Genomic DNA, 16,602 nt, shown 5'->3' on the forward strand with positions numbered 1-16,602 from the left:
CCAAGCATTGTTGCAGCATTTATCCTGGCTCGATAAGGCCCTGCAATTAATTCAGCGGCTTTCAAAAAAATACCGGCTCTATGTTCCCACGACATACTTGCCCATGCTTGCTTTGCTTTTAATGCAGCGTCAATAGCTTGTTCGACATGGTATGCCTCGCCTTCGTAGAAGTATCCTAAAATATGTTGATGATCGTGTGGAGGAGAAACCTTTAGTTTATTTTCTGTTCGTACTTCCTGACCACCGATATACATTGGTATATCCGTTTCCTGATTGCGAAAATCCTGCAAAGCCCGTTTAAGTGCTTCTCGCTCTGGTGATCCCTGCCGGTATTCTTTAACTGGCTCGTTGGTCGGTACGGGGATATTAAAAATACCAAAAGACATGGTTACTATAATGACCGGAACGCCGGCCCGATTGGGAGCAAAAGTGATCGAATTTTATCAACTCACCCTTACTCATTGGGTTGTGAAGTGTTTTTCAACAAAGGTATGGATTGACTAAGTTATCCACATATTCAAAATGGTTTTCCACATTTCAATAGTTCCTTTTCGATTCATTGGTCTGATTTTCCGTACTTTGTAGCTTCACTTTGACATGTTTTATGCGCTTTTACAGTACAAACAGTCCCTCAGTGACTGTATCGGTCGAAGAGGCTCTTTTTCATAGTATGCCTGCCGACAAAGGATTATACATGCCAACCCCGTTGCCTCAATTGGGAGCTGGTTATTTTGATGATATTGCGAATCAGTCATTGGCCGATATTGGATTCTCTATCAGTAAAGCCCTTCTGGGTGATGAAATAAGTAAGGCTGATCTGGAAGAGCTAACCCATCAGGCATTCCCGTTCGAAACTCCTGTTGTTGATATAGAACCTGGTAAAATTGGTGTTTTAGAGCTTTTCCATGGCCCTTCGTTAGCATTCAAAGATGTGGGGGCTCGGTATATGGCTGCTCTGATGTCCTATTTTTCTAAGCGAAATGACAAAGAAGTACATATTCTGGTAGCTACCTCTGGCGATACAGGGGGAGCAGTTGCTATGGGTTTTCATAGTGTACCTGGTATTCGGGTTTCTATTTTATACCCCAGTGGCCGTGTTAGTGATTTGCAGGAAAAGCAGTTGACTACTTTGGGGGGCAATGTACAGGCTTTTGAAGTGGATGGTTCATTCGATGATTGTCAGGCCATTGTGAAACAAGCCTTTGTCGACGATGAATTAAATAGCCAACTCGCTTTATCATCTGCTAACTCAATCAACATTTTCCGTCTCATACCCCAAGGATTTTATTATGTAAGTGCTTATGGGCAGGTAAAGAAATCTGGGAAGCCGGTTGTGTTTTCGACACCCAGTGGGAATTTTGGCAATTTGAGTGCTGGTGTGCTGGTTCAACAACTGGGTTTACCAGTTGCCCATTTTGTAGCTGCAACGAATCTTAATCATGTTGTTCCCTCTTATCTGGATTCAGGTTCTTATTTACCCAAAGCCTCAATCGCCACGATCTCCAACGCAATGGATGTTGGGAATCCAAGCAATTTTGTCCGCTTAAATCACTTGTTTGGTGATAGTTATACACGTTTAAAGGAAAATGTTTCAGGCTACTTCTTTGATGATGAACAAACCAGAGCTGGCATGAAACGTATTCACGAATTGTACGATTACACGGCTTGTCCACATACAGCCATCGGTATCATGGGCTTACAGGCCTATTTAAGTGCTTCAGATAAGGATGTGGTCGGTGTGGCCCTAGCTACTGCTCACCCTTCGAAATTTAAACCATTGGTTGAACAAGTGTTGGAATCGCCTGTTGAAGTCCCTGAACGTTTAGCTATTCTGGCGAATCGATTAAAGCACAGTATTCAAATTCCTGCTGACTATGAAGCCTTTAAGGAATCGTTTTTACAAACAGTTGCTTAAACCTTATCAACATAACTTATCCACTTATCCACAAAAAAGCCTGAATATATTGATTCAGGCTTTTTTGTGGATAAGATTCAACAGGCTAATTTACAGTATCTCCTCGTAATATTCTAAATCGTTTGCGTGCTTCAGCTCCATAAATGCTGCCCGGATATTGGGTTAGAACCTTCTGGTAAGCTTCCATAGCTGCCTGTTTGTCCTTCATCCGTTCTTCATAAATTTTTCCCTGCGTAAACATGGCATCATCGCCTAGTATATCGTTTGGATATTTGGCAGTGATTTGTTTAAGGTCTTCGAGTGCTTCGGCATTTTTACCTTGTTTCAAATATGTGTTGGCCCGAAGCCAAAGCACCTCGTCGGCAATGGTATGCTCCGAATACTTAGCCCACATTTTGTTCAAGGCTGCAATAGCTTCATCTGTTTTGTTTTGAAAAAGCATCAGATCAATGTCAGCATATTCGCGCATAGCCGCTTCGGTGCTATCCATTCCTGTGTTGTCTACAATTAACAGACTCAATTGCTCAGCATCGTTGGCAATTTCACGGGACGTAGCAAGTTTAAGGACGTCTAACAAATCTTTGGCGACCGCGAAACTCCCTTTGTAATACTGCAATTTGGCATTTTTCAGTTTTGCTTCGTACCCTAACAACTCTTCTTTCTGCGATTTCTCGACCTGCGAATACAGTAGAGTTGACTCCCATGGCTCTCCTTTCAAGAGGTAGATATCGCCCTTATCCAGCTTGCAACGATCGACAAAGTTTCTATCTGTTTTACCCAGGTCAATAGCCAGATCCAACACCGTTAACGCTGTATCTTTACTGTCAAGGTAGTTACCGTATAGATTAGCCGTACTACGAAGCGCTTCGAGTGTTTTAACATTCGTACCAATTTCCTGAAGCATACGCTGGTAATCGCCAATGAGCTTGCGGATTTCGGTTTTGTCAACAGGATAGGTGTTTTTTACCTGTTCTTCCCGAGCATTGATGACCAACCGACGAGCAAAGGGATATAATTGGCCTTGTGGATACGTTGTTGTTACGTATTCGAACGCTTCGGCTGCAGTCTTGTACTCTTTATTGTTCATAGCCAGCATCCCCAAATCGTAGACTCGGCTACCATTTAGTTTCAGTCGTTTATCAGTCGCTTTTTCCTGCAAAAGTGCCCGACTGAATTTTTGCTTTTGGACAAAGAACCAGATCAAAAGTTCATTATAGGCTAACTCGTTCGGCTCCTGTTGTATTCGAGTATATAAAGCTTTTTCAACAAGGGGCTCTTCCTTTGTATTTAGGTAACCTTGCAGTGCAGCTAGCACAGATTCTTTTTTATCAGCTTGCTTACTCGTCGTTATGATCTCTTCTATCGCTTTTTCTGTTTGCCCAGTTGCCTTGTAGAGGGTCATTAAATCTTCGCTGTAAGCCGTTTGGGCCTTACTGACCTCACGGGCCGTTTCAAGTGCTTTAATCGCCCAGCGTGCTTCTGCGACGTCGTTAAAGGCAGTTGCAATCTTTTCTAGCTTAGTCAATGACGCTTTGCTGGATTGTATAGCAGCCGTGAACTGTGTTTTGGCTAGAGTCGTATCCCCCTGTTGTGTGGCTAATTGACCCGTCAACAGTTCATAATATGCTTTATTAACATCATCACTTCGTTGTTGCTTCCGCAGGTATTTTAACGCATCATCTGTTTTGTTACTTTTTTGTAGACTATATACATAACGCGACAATCGTTCCCACGTGACTTCGGTTTTCAACAATTTGGCATACTCATTCGCTGCCTTGTCGAACTCGCCAGCTTTGTAGTACTCCTCAGCTAATACCCCTCCTCCTTGTCCCCAGGCCAGCCCAACCGACAACAACCATAGGAATGCGATAATGACTTTTGACCTTATTAACATTTTATAAATATTCTTTTTAAATAAACGTTATTATAACCATTAGCTATGTGGATATGTGTACAAATAAGTTGTCCACTATTCAAGATACGCATTGTGGATAAGAATACGATGATATCCACAAGCTTTTCTTTAATTATCCACATATAAGTGACTCATATTTAAGATAATAACATTTTATCCACAATTTGTGTGTGAATCACTTGTGGATTTGTGTATAAGATTTATACACAAATTATACTGGGGAAAGAGTGTGGAATTACTTGTGATATGTTGTAGTTTCTCCACACATTTTGGTGTTTTAAAATAGCCTGTGGATTACTTATCAATTCATCCACACCAGAGTAATGGCTTATAAACAAGTTTTCCACGTTCAAGTTTGGTTTATGCACATAGTTATGCACATAAAATTTTAACTTTTTTAATTTTGAATAGACCTTTTCCTGATTATTAAAAATGGTTCTTTTCAGCAGTATTCAGTTGCAATTATTATGCCTTCTTGAATAGATAGATTAAGCTGGAGTAATTCCCCGTCCGCTTGGCTTCAGCGTTAGAGGCCAGTCCTACCCGAACGCTTTTCAGATAGTCGGTTTTTCCCGTCTGATAACGGGTGCTAAGCATCGCGATGTAGAATGCGTCGAATAGCATAGGCTTTGTAGCAGTTAGCATAAACCCATGCTTCTTAAATAGTGGCGCTATCGTGTTGGGTGTAAAATGGTGCAGGTGTCTTGGAACATCGTAGGCTGCCCAATATTGTTTAAAATATGATGCATCAAACGAGGCTGAATTTGGAACTGCAATCAGTAATGTTCCCTTTGGCGTTATTAATTGATATAACTGATCAAGCGTTTCGGCAAGATTTGGCACGTGCTCAAGTACATGCCAGAGCGTAATTATGTCAGCAGGCTCTACGCCCCGTAAAGCGTTAAGATTTGATTGTATAGGTATTTGTAATTTGTCAATGGCAATCTTTCGGGCGTCACTATCGGGTTCCATCCCAGTAATTTGCCATCCTCCTTCCTGACAACTTTCAAGAAAGGCACCCGTACCACAACCTACATCTATTATATGACCGGGCTTCCCATTAATTTGGTTAATTAGTTGAAGCTTTGATCGCAATGTATACTTCCGTACTACTCTATAGGCCGTATTAATTAAACCACCGCTTTTATCGTTGTGTGAAACATATTGGTTAGACTTATAATAGTTGCCAATCGAATTTCCATCTGGTCGAGGATTGGTCAGGCGGAAAGAGCATTGATGACACTGCTGAATGGTAAAATCCTGATTACTCACCAGGTAATCTTTACAGATTAAAAATGGGGCGAATTGCGTACTGCCGCAGTTCGGGCAATGGTTTACCGTTTCCAATGGAGATAATATAATGCGATTAGAAAAAATATCTGGCCTCTGTTTTCTGTACAGTAAGCAGAGGCCAGATATATATGGATTTATCGGCCCATGTACACGAGCAATATAGAAACGTCAGAAGGACTTACTCCACTAATTCGTGAAGCCTGACCAATTGTTGCAGGACGAAGACGTTTCAACTTTTCTCTTCCTTCGAAAGATAGTGCTTTTAAGCGGTCGTAATCGAAAGCGGAATTGATCGAAAGATTCTCCCATTTATCGAGCTTTTCAGCATTTTGCCTTTCCCGATTGAGGTAGTCTTCGTACTTGATTTCGATAACTGTTTGCTCAATTACCTCCTCCCCCACCCCACTAGGGAATTCTGGAATTAGCTCTAAAACGTGATTAACATCGGACAAATCGATTTCCGGCCGTTTCAATAGTGTATATAAACTGCTTTTTTCTCTTAAAGCAGAACTTCCTTTTGACTCTAACCAGCTATTAATTTCTTCGGGTTTGAGTTTTGTTGTCCGAATCGCATCTGTTAAAGTAGAGACTCCAGTACGTTTGTTTACCATCGTATCGTACCGTTCCTGAGATGCCAACCCAATAGCGTACCCTTTTTCAGTTAAGCGTAAATCGGCATTATCCTGACGTAAAAGTGTACGGTATTCAGCTCTGGAAGTGAACATTCGATAGGGCTCTTCAGTCCCCTTAGTAATCAAATCATCGATAAGTACCCCAATATATCCTTCCGATCTTTTAATGGTAAACTCTGCTTCTTCCGCTACATTTCGATGGGCATTGATGCCAGCCATCAAACCCTGACAAGCTGCCTCCTCATACCCTGTTGTTCCATTTATCTGTCCTGCAAAGAAAAGATTTTTAACTAACTGGGTCTCCAGCGTTGGTCTTAATTGTGTAGGCGGGAAGAAGTCGTACTCAACAGCATAACCTGGACGAAACATACGAACATTTTCAAATCCTGGAATTTTGCGTAAAGCCTTATACTGTACATCCTCTGGCAGAGACGTTGAAAACCCGTTTACATACACTTCTACCGTATCCCAGCCTTCTGGTTCTACAAAGATTTGATGCCTGTCTTTATCCGCAAATCGATTGATTTTATCCTCGACCGATGGGCAGTATCTTGGACCTAATCCTTTTATTCGACCCGTAAACATGGGAGATTTTTCGAAACCAGTTTTTAATTCATCGTGTACGGCTTGATTGGTGTACGTAATCCAGCAACTGCGTTGTTGGGTGAGCGTTGGTGTGTTCGTATAGGAAAATTTACCTGGCTTTTCATCGCCGAGTTGTTCTTCCATCAGGTTGTAGTTCAAGCTTCGGCCATCAACACGGGGCGGTGTCCCTGTTTTCATTCTACCTGACTCAAACCCTAAACTGACTAATTGTTCGGTTAATCCTGTGGCTGCCCGTTCAGCTGTACGTCCACCACCAAATACTTTTTCACCAATAAACATGCGGCCATTCAGGAATGTGCCATTGGTTAGAACCACTCCTTTAGCTTGAAACTCGATACCCAAACTGGTTTTTACACCAGTTACTCGCCCATCTTTTACTATTACTTCATTAACTGTATCCTGCCAGAAGTCGATATTTCTGTTTTCTTCCAGTGCTTTTCGCCATTCCCAAGCAAACAAATTTCGATCGCTTTGGCACCGTGGACTCCACATAGCTGGTCCTTTGGAGCGATTCAGCATTCTGAACTGAATCATGCTTTTGTCGCTGATTATGCCCGACAAACCACCTAGTGCATCAACCTCGCGTACAATTTGCCCTTTAGCAACTCCACCTATTGCTGGATTACAGGACATCTGTGCGATTGTCTGCATATTCATTGTAATCAATAAAACTCGAGAACCCATGGTGGCGGCTGCATTTGCTGCCTCACATCCTGCATGGCCCGCTCCTACTACAATGACATCGTACGAAGAATACATTTTTAACTGATTTTTGAAAAATGTTTCACGTGGAAACTTTTACAAAATTGATGAAAGATTGTGGAAAGAAAAACTTGATGTATATGCAACAAAAAACCGCTGACCTTCGTGCCAGGTCAGCGGTTATAAATACTTGTATAAAGAACTATTTACTTACCTTTTGCAAATATTGATTCGCTTCTTTTTTATAAAATAAATTATAGTTAGGTGTAACTGAACGTAAAACCTCTACTTGCTTTGATTTGTTCTGCAGATTGGTGGAGTCAAAAAATGCAGGTGTACTACGCTTCGTTGACTTTGCCGCTTCAGCCTGACGCTTGGGGTCTTCCTCCTGTTGCTTTAAAGCTTTCTCAGATTCAAGCAAACGAACCATAATTTCTTGCTGACGATTAATTAAATTTTGATTTACACGCTTATTAACCAAATCGGTTTCGGACTCATCCATTTTTTCCATCAAGTCCTTAATCTGCTTTTCTTGCTGTTTACCCACTTCTGTACCCTTTGCATTTTCTTCAAGTTTCTTCAGCATCTGCCGGATCATTGCCTGCTCAGCAGCCATTTGGGAAAGCTCTTCAGATAATCCCCTACCCGTTTTTCCTCCTTTTTGTAATTGTTGCATTTTGCCATTTAGCTGCTGTTGCATCTCGCCTAATCCACTTGGATTTTGTCCTTTTTTGCCTCCTTTTCCTTTTCCGGGCATGGCCATCGCATTCATTTGCTGTTGCATATTTTTCAGCACATCGCTCAACATCAAGGCCAGATTATTGATCGACGTCATGGCAAATTGTTGCTTGGAAGAAGCCATGCTAAGCCGACGCTCACGAAGTTGCTGAACACTTTCATCCATGTAGCCCTTCATATTCGTCAACTCGCGTGTAACAAACGATTGAATCTGCACGACTCGACTGGCTAATGCATTCAAGCTGTCTTCTATAATTTTAGCATCATCCTGGAGCTTTAATTGCTCTTGTGAGAGTTTCGTAACACGGGGATCTTGCAAGCTCATTCCTCGGAAATCTTTCATAACCCTTTCCTGTCCAAACGAAAGTGTAATCAGATTATCGAGGATATTTCTGAGGTCATCCATATTCTCCTGCATCTCCTGCATCTCGGCCGATTGCATGGATTCTTTCATGGATTTACTCATGGCTCGCATGGATTTCGCAGACTTTTGTTGTTTGGAAGCCGCCTGTTTTCCTTGATTACTTTTCATATTTTTAGAGGCATCTTCCATGTCTTTTTCAATCTCTTGCTGCTCTTTTTCGGATGATTCCGGTTTATTTAGATCATCTTTCTCGGCTTGCTTTTCAAGTTCTTTTAACTGCTCCTGTGTGTTTTTAAAATCCTCCTGTGATTTCTCCTGTTGCTTTTGCTGATCCTCAGACGTCTCGTTTTTCTTAGCGTTTTCCTGAGCTTGTTTCTCCAGATTCTCGGCTTGTTTCTCCAGATTCTCGGCAATGTTATTGACCTTCTGCTCAAGCTGCATCTGTTTGAAAAGCTTCAAAGCCCGATCCAGATCGCGCTCCATATTACGCTCCTTTCGGCTTAACTTATCAAGTAAATCAGAAGCTTTTTCATCCTGTTTGCGCTCCAGCAATTGCTTCAGTTGCTCATATAATTGCTTGGATTCTGGATCGAGCAATTCATTGAAAAGCTTTTGAAGCTGTTCCAACTTATCCTGCATTGCCTGATTTTGCTGAGCAAAACGCTGTTGCGTATCGTTCGTTTTTTGGAACTGCTCCTGGAGCTTTTGAATCTCTTTCAAAAGCTCTTCTCTCTTTTGTAGTACGTCCTGCAATTGTTTTTTGTCCTGAAAGTCGGAAGATTTTTTAGTTCGCATCCGGTCTTCCATCTGATTCAGCTCATTCTTAATTGCCTGCGTTTTACTCAAGGCATTGTCAATTTGCTGCTCTGTCTTCTCTGCCGATTTATCAACCTGCTTCTGAATTTCAGCATTCGAAGGCACTACAAAATTGAGTTGATTTGACCGGCTTGATTTTGGCCCATTGACCCCATCGTTGTCCCATACCTGAACGTAATATTCCAACCGATCTTCCTGTCCAAGCTTAAGGCTATCGAGCGACCAATTATAAACGAAGTTCTGAGAAGTGGTCGAATGATTAACGGGAATGTCCTTGACGTAAAGTGGTGAAGGCTGGTTTCCACGGATAATTTTGTAATTAAGCTTCAGTTTTGAGAAGCCATAATCGTCAGATACCAAGCCAGATAGTGCTATATAATTGTAGGTAACGGTGTCCTGAATTCGGTCAACTGAGATTTGCGGATACCGGTCAGGTATTACTTGAACATTATATTGAATTGTGGATGGAGAGGCAACCTGACCGTTTTTTAATGAAACCGTATAGACTGCATTTTGCATCAACCGTCGGTTTAAAACAAACGTGTTGTCATCAACAAGGCGAGCTGGCGTCGGTTTCGGTTCAGTGTTAAAACGTAGCAAAAGAGAGTCAGTATGATCGGCTGCAAATTCCCAATTGACTACTGTTCCCTGAGGCACCAATAAATTTCCAACGTTCGATAATTGCTCGGTAGGCTTATTTAAGTAAGCAGGATAATCGAGCCGAACATTGAAGGATAGAACAGCCGGACGATCGATCAGAGTAACTTTATAAGCTGGCGAATTGAACCCAGCCGCTTCAAGACGAAAATCCAGATCTCGCTGTAGGTTGTCGAAGTTGTAGGTAAACTTATCCCCAGATTGATCGAGCTTAAATCGAGTTCCATTGGCTACCACATAAACGGCCTGTGGAAGGGCATCTCCTGTAAGTTTTACCGTGAGTGGAAAGTCTTCGTTTCGGAAGGCTTTCATCGATTTATTCTGAATGACAAACTGAAAAGGAGCCTCCTCTACAAAGTCTTTATTATAATTAACCAGGCGTATCGATGACTTGGCGAAAAAAGATGGATTTACGATCAGAATCATTAGAATCAATGCCAGGGGCGGAATCGCGTATTTTAGAAACTGGCGGTTCTTACTGATCTCAATAGCATTAGCAAACCGGTTTATCAATAATTGTTGAGAACGTTGATTCAAACTTGCCTGAAGTAAATCACTTTGATCGGTAGAGATACGTTGAAGCTGAAGTGTATTTAGAAGCTTATCCCCTACTTCAGGAAAAAACGTCCCGATCTGGCGAGCTGCTTCGTCATTCGACAATGGTTTATTAAGACCGTAAAGACTCATCAATGGGCGAACAATAAATAAATATAACCCTGCAAAAGCAGTCAGAAGAAAGCTGAAAAATAAAATGGCTCTTCCTGTAGAACTGAAACGGCCAATAAATTCGGCCGTATTAACCAGAAGATAGCCACTGCCAATAAGTGCAATAAAGAACAAACTGCCCTTCACCAACTGATTTTGGAAGTAGCGTTTCTTATACTCATCAATGCGTTGCAGTAGCGTTGTATAGGCGGCTGATGATTGCATACAAATTCAGGTTGAGCAGTTAAACAAATAAGGTTTCGAAATAGTGAATCACGTGCTGCTTCAGAAAAATCTCCTGGGTTAATAAATCTCCATGAGGTATCGGTTTGGCAAGCGTCCATTGTGGCCAGCCATCCTGATCGTATCCTTCCAGGGTGTAGTATCCCGATAGACTTAATACTCGGCAAACGGCAACGTGCATTAAGTCCTGTTTCGCTTCTTTAGAGAAACGTTTGGGGCCAGTACCTAACTCTTGTACACCGATAAGAAAAAGAACGGCATTGAGATCGGCTGGACGCTTCCCAACTACCTGAGCTAACTGATCAAGTAACTGTTCCCAATCTTTATCTATACTTTTTTCTTCGTTGGCGTCCATAAGAACTATTCTTCTCTCTAAATTACAATGTTTTACAATTATTTAACGATGGTTTACAATGTTTCGATTTATCCGTCCGACACTTAATGAGTTTATTGACCTTCTTTTTCCTCAATTATGCTTTGGCTGTGATAAGCCGCTGGAATTCAGTGAAAAAGTGTTGTGTACGCCTTGTCGAATAAATTTGCCCGAAACCGGTCATCACTGTGAACCATACGACCAAAATCTCCTCAATAAGTTTGCCGGAAAAGTACCGATTCAATTTTTAGCCTCTTACCTGTACTTTAATAAAGGAGGCATAGTTCAAAAATTAATTCATGGCATAAAATATAAGGGCTATAAAGAGGCAGCCAAAGAAATAGCCAGTTGGTACGGGCATCAACTAAAATTAGAAAATAGATTTGTTAAGGATATAGACGTAATTCTGGGTGTTCCGTTGCATAAAAGTCGATTGCAGCAACGTGGCTATAATCAGGCCGATTGGATAGCTGATGGACTTGCCGAATCTTTGGGAATTCCTTTTCGCACAGATGTACTTATTCGTCAGCAATTTAAGGCCTCTCAAACGCATAAAAATCGCTTAGAACGCTGGGAAAATGTAAAAACGGTATTTGCAGTGGTTGACAAGGAATCGATCAAAGGAAAGCATGTTTTAGTGGTTGATGATGTGCTTACTACAGGAGCTACGCTTGAAGCCTGTGCACAGGAGCTATTAAAGGCTGGCTGCGGAGCCGTTAGTGTAATTACCCTTGCTGTAGCAGGAAAGTAATCTTCAAAGGCTTTTCTTATTAGCTCAATTTTTGTCAAAAAAAAAACGGCCATCCATTTCTGAATGACCGTTTTTCTACTTGGAGAAGATTACTATTTATTTCGGCCAACACCGATCATGGCGCAACGGAAACCAATCATAGCCGTAGCTGAGTCTTGATCCAAGAAGCGACGCGTACCCGGTGATAACCAGTAGGCTACATCATTCCACGAGCCACCTTTATAAACACGCAGTTTATCGTCGATAAGTGACTGTTTGTTTTTCGTATCATAATTTTTTGCATCATCAACGTATCCATTTCGACGAACCGGGTTCAAGTCATTAACGTCTTGATAAGATAGCGGGCGATATACGTCCATCACCCATTCGTTTACGTTTCCAGCCATGTTATACAGGCCGAAATCGTTGGCTGGATATGCATAAATTTCAGCCGTTATAATCGCACCGTCATTTGACCGCCCGGCGATACCGGCATAGTCACCACGACCGCGTTTAAAGTTAGCCAGCATTTGGCCTTGTTTTCGGCCTTTTTTCGGGTTACGAACCGAAGAACCATCCCAAGGATAAATCCGCTGATTAATTTGATTCTCGTCCATGTATTGCGTGCCTATCAGGGCCTTAGCAGCGTATTCCCACTCTGCTTCGGTTGGAAGGCGATAATCAGGCAGAATAGTACCGCTTTCCAGACTGGGTTTAGCTGGTGCCGTTGAAGTTGCTTCGGCCAGTGCCGCATCATCAGCTTTTTTGGATTTCCGCTTCAGAGAAAAACCGCCCCCCTTCTGCTTGACACTACCTTTTGCCAACTCATTATTGACTGCATTCGACCGCCAGATTGCATAGTCGTTTGCCTGCACCCACGAAACACCAACAACTGGATAATACCGGAAAGCCGGATAACGTAGATATTGTGTTACGTATGAATCGTTGAAAGACAAAGGGTTCGACCAAACGGTAGTATCTGGTAAAGCTGCTTTAACAACTTCTTCCGATGAATCCCGAGAAATCGCGTTTAAGTATTCGAGGTAGTGAACGTTAGCCATTTCTGTTTCGTCCATATAGAACGACTGGATCGACACTGTACGCTCACGGTTATCACGTGTGTTCATCACATCCTCTTCGAGGGCACCCATCGTGAACCGGCCACCTTCAATGAAGACCAGGTTAGGACCAGCCTTTTGGCCTGCAAATTTCTTTACCTGAAAACCATCTTTCTGATTGTAAGCAATTCCCGTCGCCGTACTCTTCTTACCGGGTTGCACACTGGTCGGGTGCTTGGGCTTACAGGATGCCAGGGCTGCCGTTGCCAGCAGCACATAAGCCGCTCGTTGCAGGTGATACTTTTGAATCATTGCTCTATTTGTGTAAAAACGTAGGTGCAAAAATAAGATAAAAGCTGTAAGACATTCGTAGTAAGATGTTTGAGTAACAATATGGATTGTATTTTTCTCAAAAATCTTACTTCTCGTATCAATTAATTGGTCATTGCGCCTAAAATTTCATCCAACTGCTCCACTGAGTATACATCAGTATGGGTAAAAATCGGCCTTCCTTTTAACTCCTTAAGCGAGCATTTGGTAGGGTTTCGCTTTATGTACTCAATTACCTTGCCAAATTGGTCGGATCGGAAGAAGTCATCATTCCCGTTAGAAACGAAGTATCCTTTGAGGATATTATTCTTAATCGTCAGTTTTTCAAGGTATAATTGCTCTGCTTTCCAGCGAACATTGACCATTTTGATCAGATTCTTAACTTCCTCCGGCATTGGGCCGAACCGGTCGATAATTTCTTGCCGAAAGGCCTGAAGTTCTTCATCATTTTGTAGGCTATCCAATCGAGTGTATAACGCCAATCTTTCCGATATATTGGAGACATATCGCTCTGGAATGACCACTTGTAAATCTGTCTCAATAACGGTATCAGGCAAAGAGAGTTTTAAGTCGCCGGGCTTCGTTTCAAACAAGTCTTTAAACTCATTCTCACGGAGTTCCTGAACGGCTTCGTCAAGAACCTTATGATACATTTCGAAGCCAAGATCATTGATAAATCCACTTTGTTCTGCTCCTAGCAAGTTACCAGCACCCCGAATATCGAGATCGCGCATAGCTATTTTAAACCCTTCGCCCAAATCTGAAAAATCTTCCAGCGTTTGGAGTCGTTTGCGGGCATCGGCCGTCAGTACCGACGGTGGCGGAGTTAGGAGATAGCAGAACGCTTTTCGGTTCGATCGCCCTACCCTACCCCGCATCTGGTGCAAATCAGACAAACCAAAATAATGGGCATTGTTGATCAGTATGGTATTGGCGTTCGGAATATCTAAACCTGATTCGATGATATTCGTTGATACCAGTACATCGTAATCACCCTCAATAAACCGAGTCATGATGCGCTCCAGACGGTCGCCATCCATTTGGCCATGAGCCACACCAATGCGTGCTTCGGGTACCAGCCGCATGATCAGATTCCCGATAGATTCGATGTCATTTACTCGGTTATGGACGAAGAAAACCTGCCCCCCGCGCCGAATTTCATAACTAACAGCGTCGCGTATAACCGCTTCATTGTAAGGATGTACTTCTGTCGTAACTGGCTGGCGATTTGGTGGAGGAGTTGCTATAACCGATAAATCACGAGCGCCCATTAAGGAGAAATGGAGCGTCCTTGGAATCGGTGTTGCCGTTAAGGTTAATACATCGACTTCAACCCGCATTTCTTTCAACCGATCTTTGGTTTTTACTCCGAATTTCTGTTCCTCGTCGATGATTAACAAGCCTAAGTCCTTGAATTTGATGTCTTTATTGACGATTCGGTGCGTACCGATTAGAATTCCAATTTCGCCTGAAGCCACTCCTTTTACAATTTCTTTTACCTGGCTAGCAGATCTGAATCGATTGATATAATTGATTTTGACGGGGAAGTCGGCCATACGTTCCGAAAATGTTTTGAAGTGCTGCATAGCCAGAATCGTTGTTGGGACTAGCACAGCCACCTGTTTATTATCAGATACGGCTTTAAAGGCAGCGCGTATAGCTACTTCGGTTTTACCAAAACCTACATCCCCACAAATCAGTCGATCCATTGGATGTGGTCGTTCCATATCGTCTTTTACATCGTTGGTTGCTTTCGCCTGATCGGGTGTATCCTCATATAAAAACGACGATTCAAGCTCAGCTTGTAAGAAACTATCCCGACTATAGGCATAACCAGGAGCTGTTCGGCGTTTGGCATAGAGAGCAATCAGCTCACGGGCAATGTCTTTAACTTGCTTCCTAATTCGTGACTTTTTCTGCTCCCACTCCTGAGATCCCAGTTTACTCATCACGGGTGGACCCCCTTCGCGGCCACTATATTTCGCGATTTTATGTAAGCTGTGGATGCTGACAAGCAGAATATCATTGTCTCGGTAAATTAACCGGATGGCTTCCTGCTCATTACCAGCGTGATCCACTTTTTCTAAGCCGGCAAATCGACCAATGCCGTGATCAACGTGGGTAATATAATCACCGGGTTGTAGGGTTTTTAATTCACGTAATGTAAGCGCCTTTGATTTCGAGAATTTATCCTGAACCCGGTATTTGTAATATCGATCAAATATCTGGTGATCGGTGAAGCAGGCAATTTTCAGTACTTCATCGATATACCCCTCCCGTAACCCAATATTCATGGGTTGAAATTTTACGAAAGGATCGAGTTCTTCAAAAATTGTTCGCAATCGGTCCAACTGTTTGAACGATTCGGCTGCGATGATATTGGTAAATCCCTTCGCCTGATTGTCGGCTAGGGTGTCGATCAGACGTTTAAAATCCTTGTTAAATGAGGGCTGGGGCTTTGATGTATATTGTTGTCGACCTTCTGTTTTGAAATAAAATTTACGGCCAAATTCAACAGTTCGAAAGCGTTTCAACTCATTCAGAAACGATCGGCGGGTTTCAAACAACTCATTCGGGTCCGACACAACCTGAATACCACCACTACCCGCTAAAATGGAATCAAAACTTTGCTCTGCTTTTTCGTAGCAACTCTCAATAATCTCAAGTGCGAATTCAACATCCTTGGCCCATATCGTTGTATCAGGCGGTAGAAAATCGAAAAATGGCTCACGGGTCTCTTCAACTAACTTGGTCTGAATGTTTGGTATAATATTAATGAAGTCAACAGGGTCGGTTGAAAGCTGAGATTCTGGATTGAACTTTCGTATACTTTCTACTTCATTATCGAACAGATCGATTCGATATGGGTATTCACTGGCAAACGAGAATACATCAATTATACCACCACGAACTGAAAACTGGCCCGCTTCATAGACGAAATCCGTTTTTTCAAATTCATACGTTTGGAGAAGTTCAGCAACGAAATGCGTATCCAGTTTCTCTCCTGCCCGAATCGTCAACGTATTGGCTTGAAGGGAGCGTTTGTTGATAACTTTTTCCGACAAGGCTTCTGGATACGTGACTAATACGATGCCTTCTTTTGGAGCAGGATTTAGTTTGTTCAACACTTCTGCCCGCATCAATACGTTGGCATTTTCAATCTCCTCAAACTGGTAAGGCTTTTTATACGACATCGGAAACAGCAATACCTCACGGCTGAGCAGATGCTGAAGGTCGTTGAAAAAGTAGGCTGCCTCATCGCGGTCCGTTGAAATAAATAGATGATTTCCGCTAACTAATTTGTAAATGGCTGAGGCTAAAACAGCGTCTAGACTCCCTGCCAGACCTTTGATTTGAAGGCGCTGAGGCTCGTCGGTTTTCTTATGGCTGAGGGGCTCGGCCAACAACTTAATAAAACTATCTTCGGTATATAGACCGAGTAATTCGTCGGGTTTCAAGCGAATGCAGGTTGTATGTCAAACACGAAAAGCCGCTGGAAGGAATATTCCGGCGGCACAATTAGGT

At 42.4% G+C, this 16,602-nt stretch carries 10 protein-coding genes (1 of these 10 only partly in view); 2 read left to right on the forward strand and 8 right to left on the reverse strand.

Annotation, left to right across the window (positions count from 1 at the left end; translation table 11 throughout):
* Positions 1 to 386 carry the beginning of an L-glutamate gamma-semialdehyde dehydrogenase gene (pruA, locus tag B5M13_RS33000; RefSeq protein WP_080059691.1) on the reverse strand. Its footprint begins 1,246 nt before the window's first position, so the window shows 386 of its 1,632 coding nt (coding positions 1–386); it begins with the start codon at positions 384 to 386; the stop codon falls past the left edge of the window.
* Positions 387 to 604: 218 nt separating this feature from the next.
* On the opposite strand from pruA, the gene thrC reads away from it, so the two are divergent.
* Positions 605 to 1,915, forward strand: a complete 1,311-nt coding sequence (gene thrC / locus B5M13_RS33005) for a threonine synthase (RefSeq protein ID WP_080060186.1) — start codon at positions 605 to 607, stop codon at positions 1,913 to 1,915.
* A gap of 85 nt (positions 1,916 to 2,000) precedes the next feature.
* Here thrC and B5M13_RS33010 read toward each other — a convergent pair whose 3' ends face one another.
* The 5 genes from B5M13_RS33010 to B5M13_RS33030 all read right to left on the reverse strand — a co-directional run bounded on the left by B5M13_RS33010 (position 2,001) and on the right by B5M13_RS33030 (position 10,941).
* Positions 2,001 to 3,809 (reverse strand): tetratricopeptide repeat protein, encoded by a 1,809-nt coding sequence (locus tag B5M13_RS33010; protein WP_080059692.1) that lies wholly within the window; start codon positions 3,807 to 3,809, stop codon positions 2,001 to 2,003.
* A gap of 486 nt (positions 3,810 to 4,295) precedes the next feature.
* A complete protein-coding gene (locus tag B5M13_RS33015; protein ID WP_080059693.1) occupies positions 4,296 to 5,177 on the reverse strand; it encodes a class I SAM-dependent methyltransferase in 882 nt (293 codons plus the stop codon).
* 80 nt (positions 5,178 to 5,257) lie between these two features.
* A complete protein-coding gene (gene mnmG / locus B5M13_RS33020; RefSeq protein ID WP_080059694.1) occupies positions 5,258 to 7,120 on the reverse strand; it encodes a tRNA uridine-5-carboxymethylaminomethyl(34) synthesis enzyme MnmG in 1,863 nt (620 codons plus the stop codon).
* 145 nt (positions 7,121 to 7,265) lie between these two features.
* Positions 7,266 to 10,568: a DUF4175 family protein gene (locus B5M13_RS33025; protein ID WP_080059695.1), complete on the reverse strand. Its 3,303-nt coding sequence runs from the start codon at positions 10,566 to 10,568 to the stop codon at positions 7,266 to 7,268.
* A 19-nt stretch (positions 10,569 to 10,587) separates the two neighbouring features.
* A complete protein-coding gene (locus B5M13_RS33030; protein WP_080059696.1) occupies positions 10,588 to 10,941 on the reverse strand; it encodes a hypothetical protein in 354 nt (117 codons plus the stop codon).
* 58 nt (positions 10,942 to 10,999) lie between these two features.
* On the opposite strand from B5M13_RS33030, the gene B5M13_RS33035 reads away from it, so the two are divergent.
* Positions 11,000 to 11,710, forward strand: a complete 711-nt coding sequence (locus B5M13_RS33035) for a ComF family protein (RefSeq protein WP_080059697.1) — start codon at positions 11,000 to 11,002, stop codon at positions 11,708 to 11,710.
* A 92-nt stretch (positions 11,711 to 11,802) separates the two neighbouring features.
* Here the strand turns inward: B5M13_RS33035 and gldJ are convergent, their stop codons facing one another.
* Both gldJ and mfd read right to left on the reverse strand, forming a co-directional pair.
* Positions 11,803 to 13,059 (reverse strand): gliding motility lipoprotein GldJ, encoded by a 1,257-nt coding sequence (gene gldJ / locus B5M13_RS33040; RefSeq protein WP_020596774.1) that lies wholly within the window; start codon positions 13,057 to 13,059, stop codon positions 11,803 to 11,805.
* Positions 13,060 to 13,181: 122 nt separating this feature from the next.
* Positions 13,182 to 16,535, reverse strand: a complete 3,354-nt coding sequence (mfd, locus tag B5M13_RS33045) for a transcription-repair coupling factor (RefSeq protein ID WP_080059698.1) — start codon at positions 16,533 to 16,535, stop codon at positions 13,182 to 13,184.
* Between the last annotated feature and the right edge of the window lie 67 nt (positions 16,536 to 16,602).

This window comes from Spirosoma aerolatum, assembly GCF_002056795.1.
GTDB lineage: Bacteria > Bacteroidota > Bacteroidia > Cytophagales > Spirosomataceae > Spirosoma > Spirosoma aerolatum.

Bases quoted from the DNA above. Each gene is read 5' to 3' on its own strand.
- thrC (WP_080060186.1), top strand. From the start codon at position 605: ATGCGCTTTTACAGTACAAACAGTCCCTCAGTGACTGTATCGGTCGAA.
- B5M13_RS33010 (WP_080059692.1), bottom strand. From the start codon at position 3,809: ATGTTAATAAGGTCAAAAGTCATTATCGCATTCCTATGGTTGTTGTCG.
- mnmG (WP_080059694.1), bottom strand. From the start codon at position 7,120: ATGTATTCTTCGTACGATGTCATTGTAGTAGGAGCGGGCCATGCAGGA.
- B5M13_RS33025 (WP_080059695.1), bottom strand. From the start codon at position 10,568: ATGCAATCATCAGCCGCCTATACAACGCTACTGCAACGCATTGATGAG.
- B5M13_RS33030 (WP_080059696.1), bottom strand. From the start codon at position 10,941: ATGGACGCCAACGAAGAAAAAAGTATAGATAAAGATTGGGAACAGTTA.
- B5M13_RS33035 (WP_080059697.1), top strand. From the start codon at position 11,000: ATGTTTCGATTTATCCGTCCGACACTTAATGAGTTTATTGACCTTCTT.
- gldJ (WP_020596774.1), bottom strand. From the start codon at position 13,059: ATGATTCAAAAGTATCACCTGCAACGAGCGGCTTATGTGCTGCTGGCA.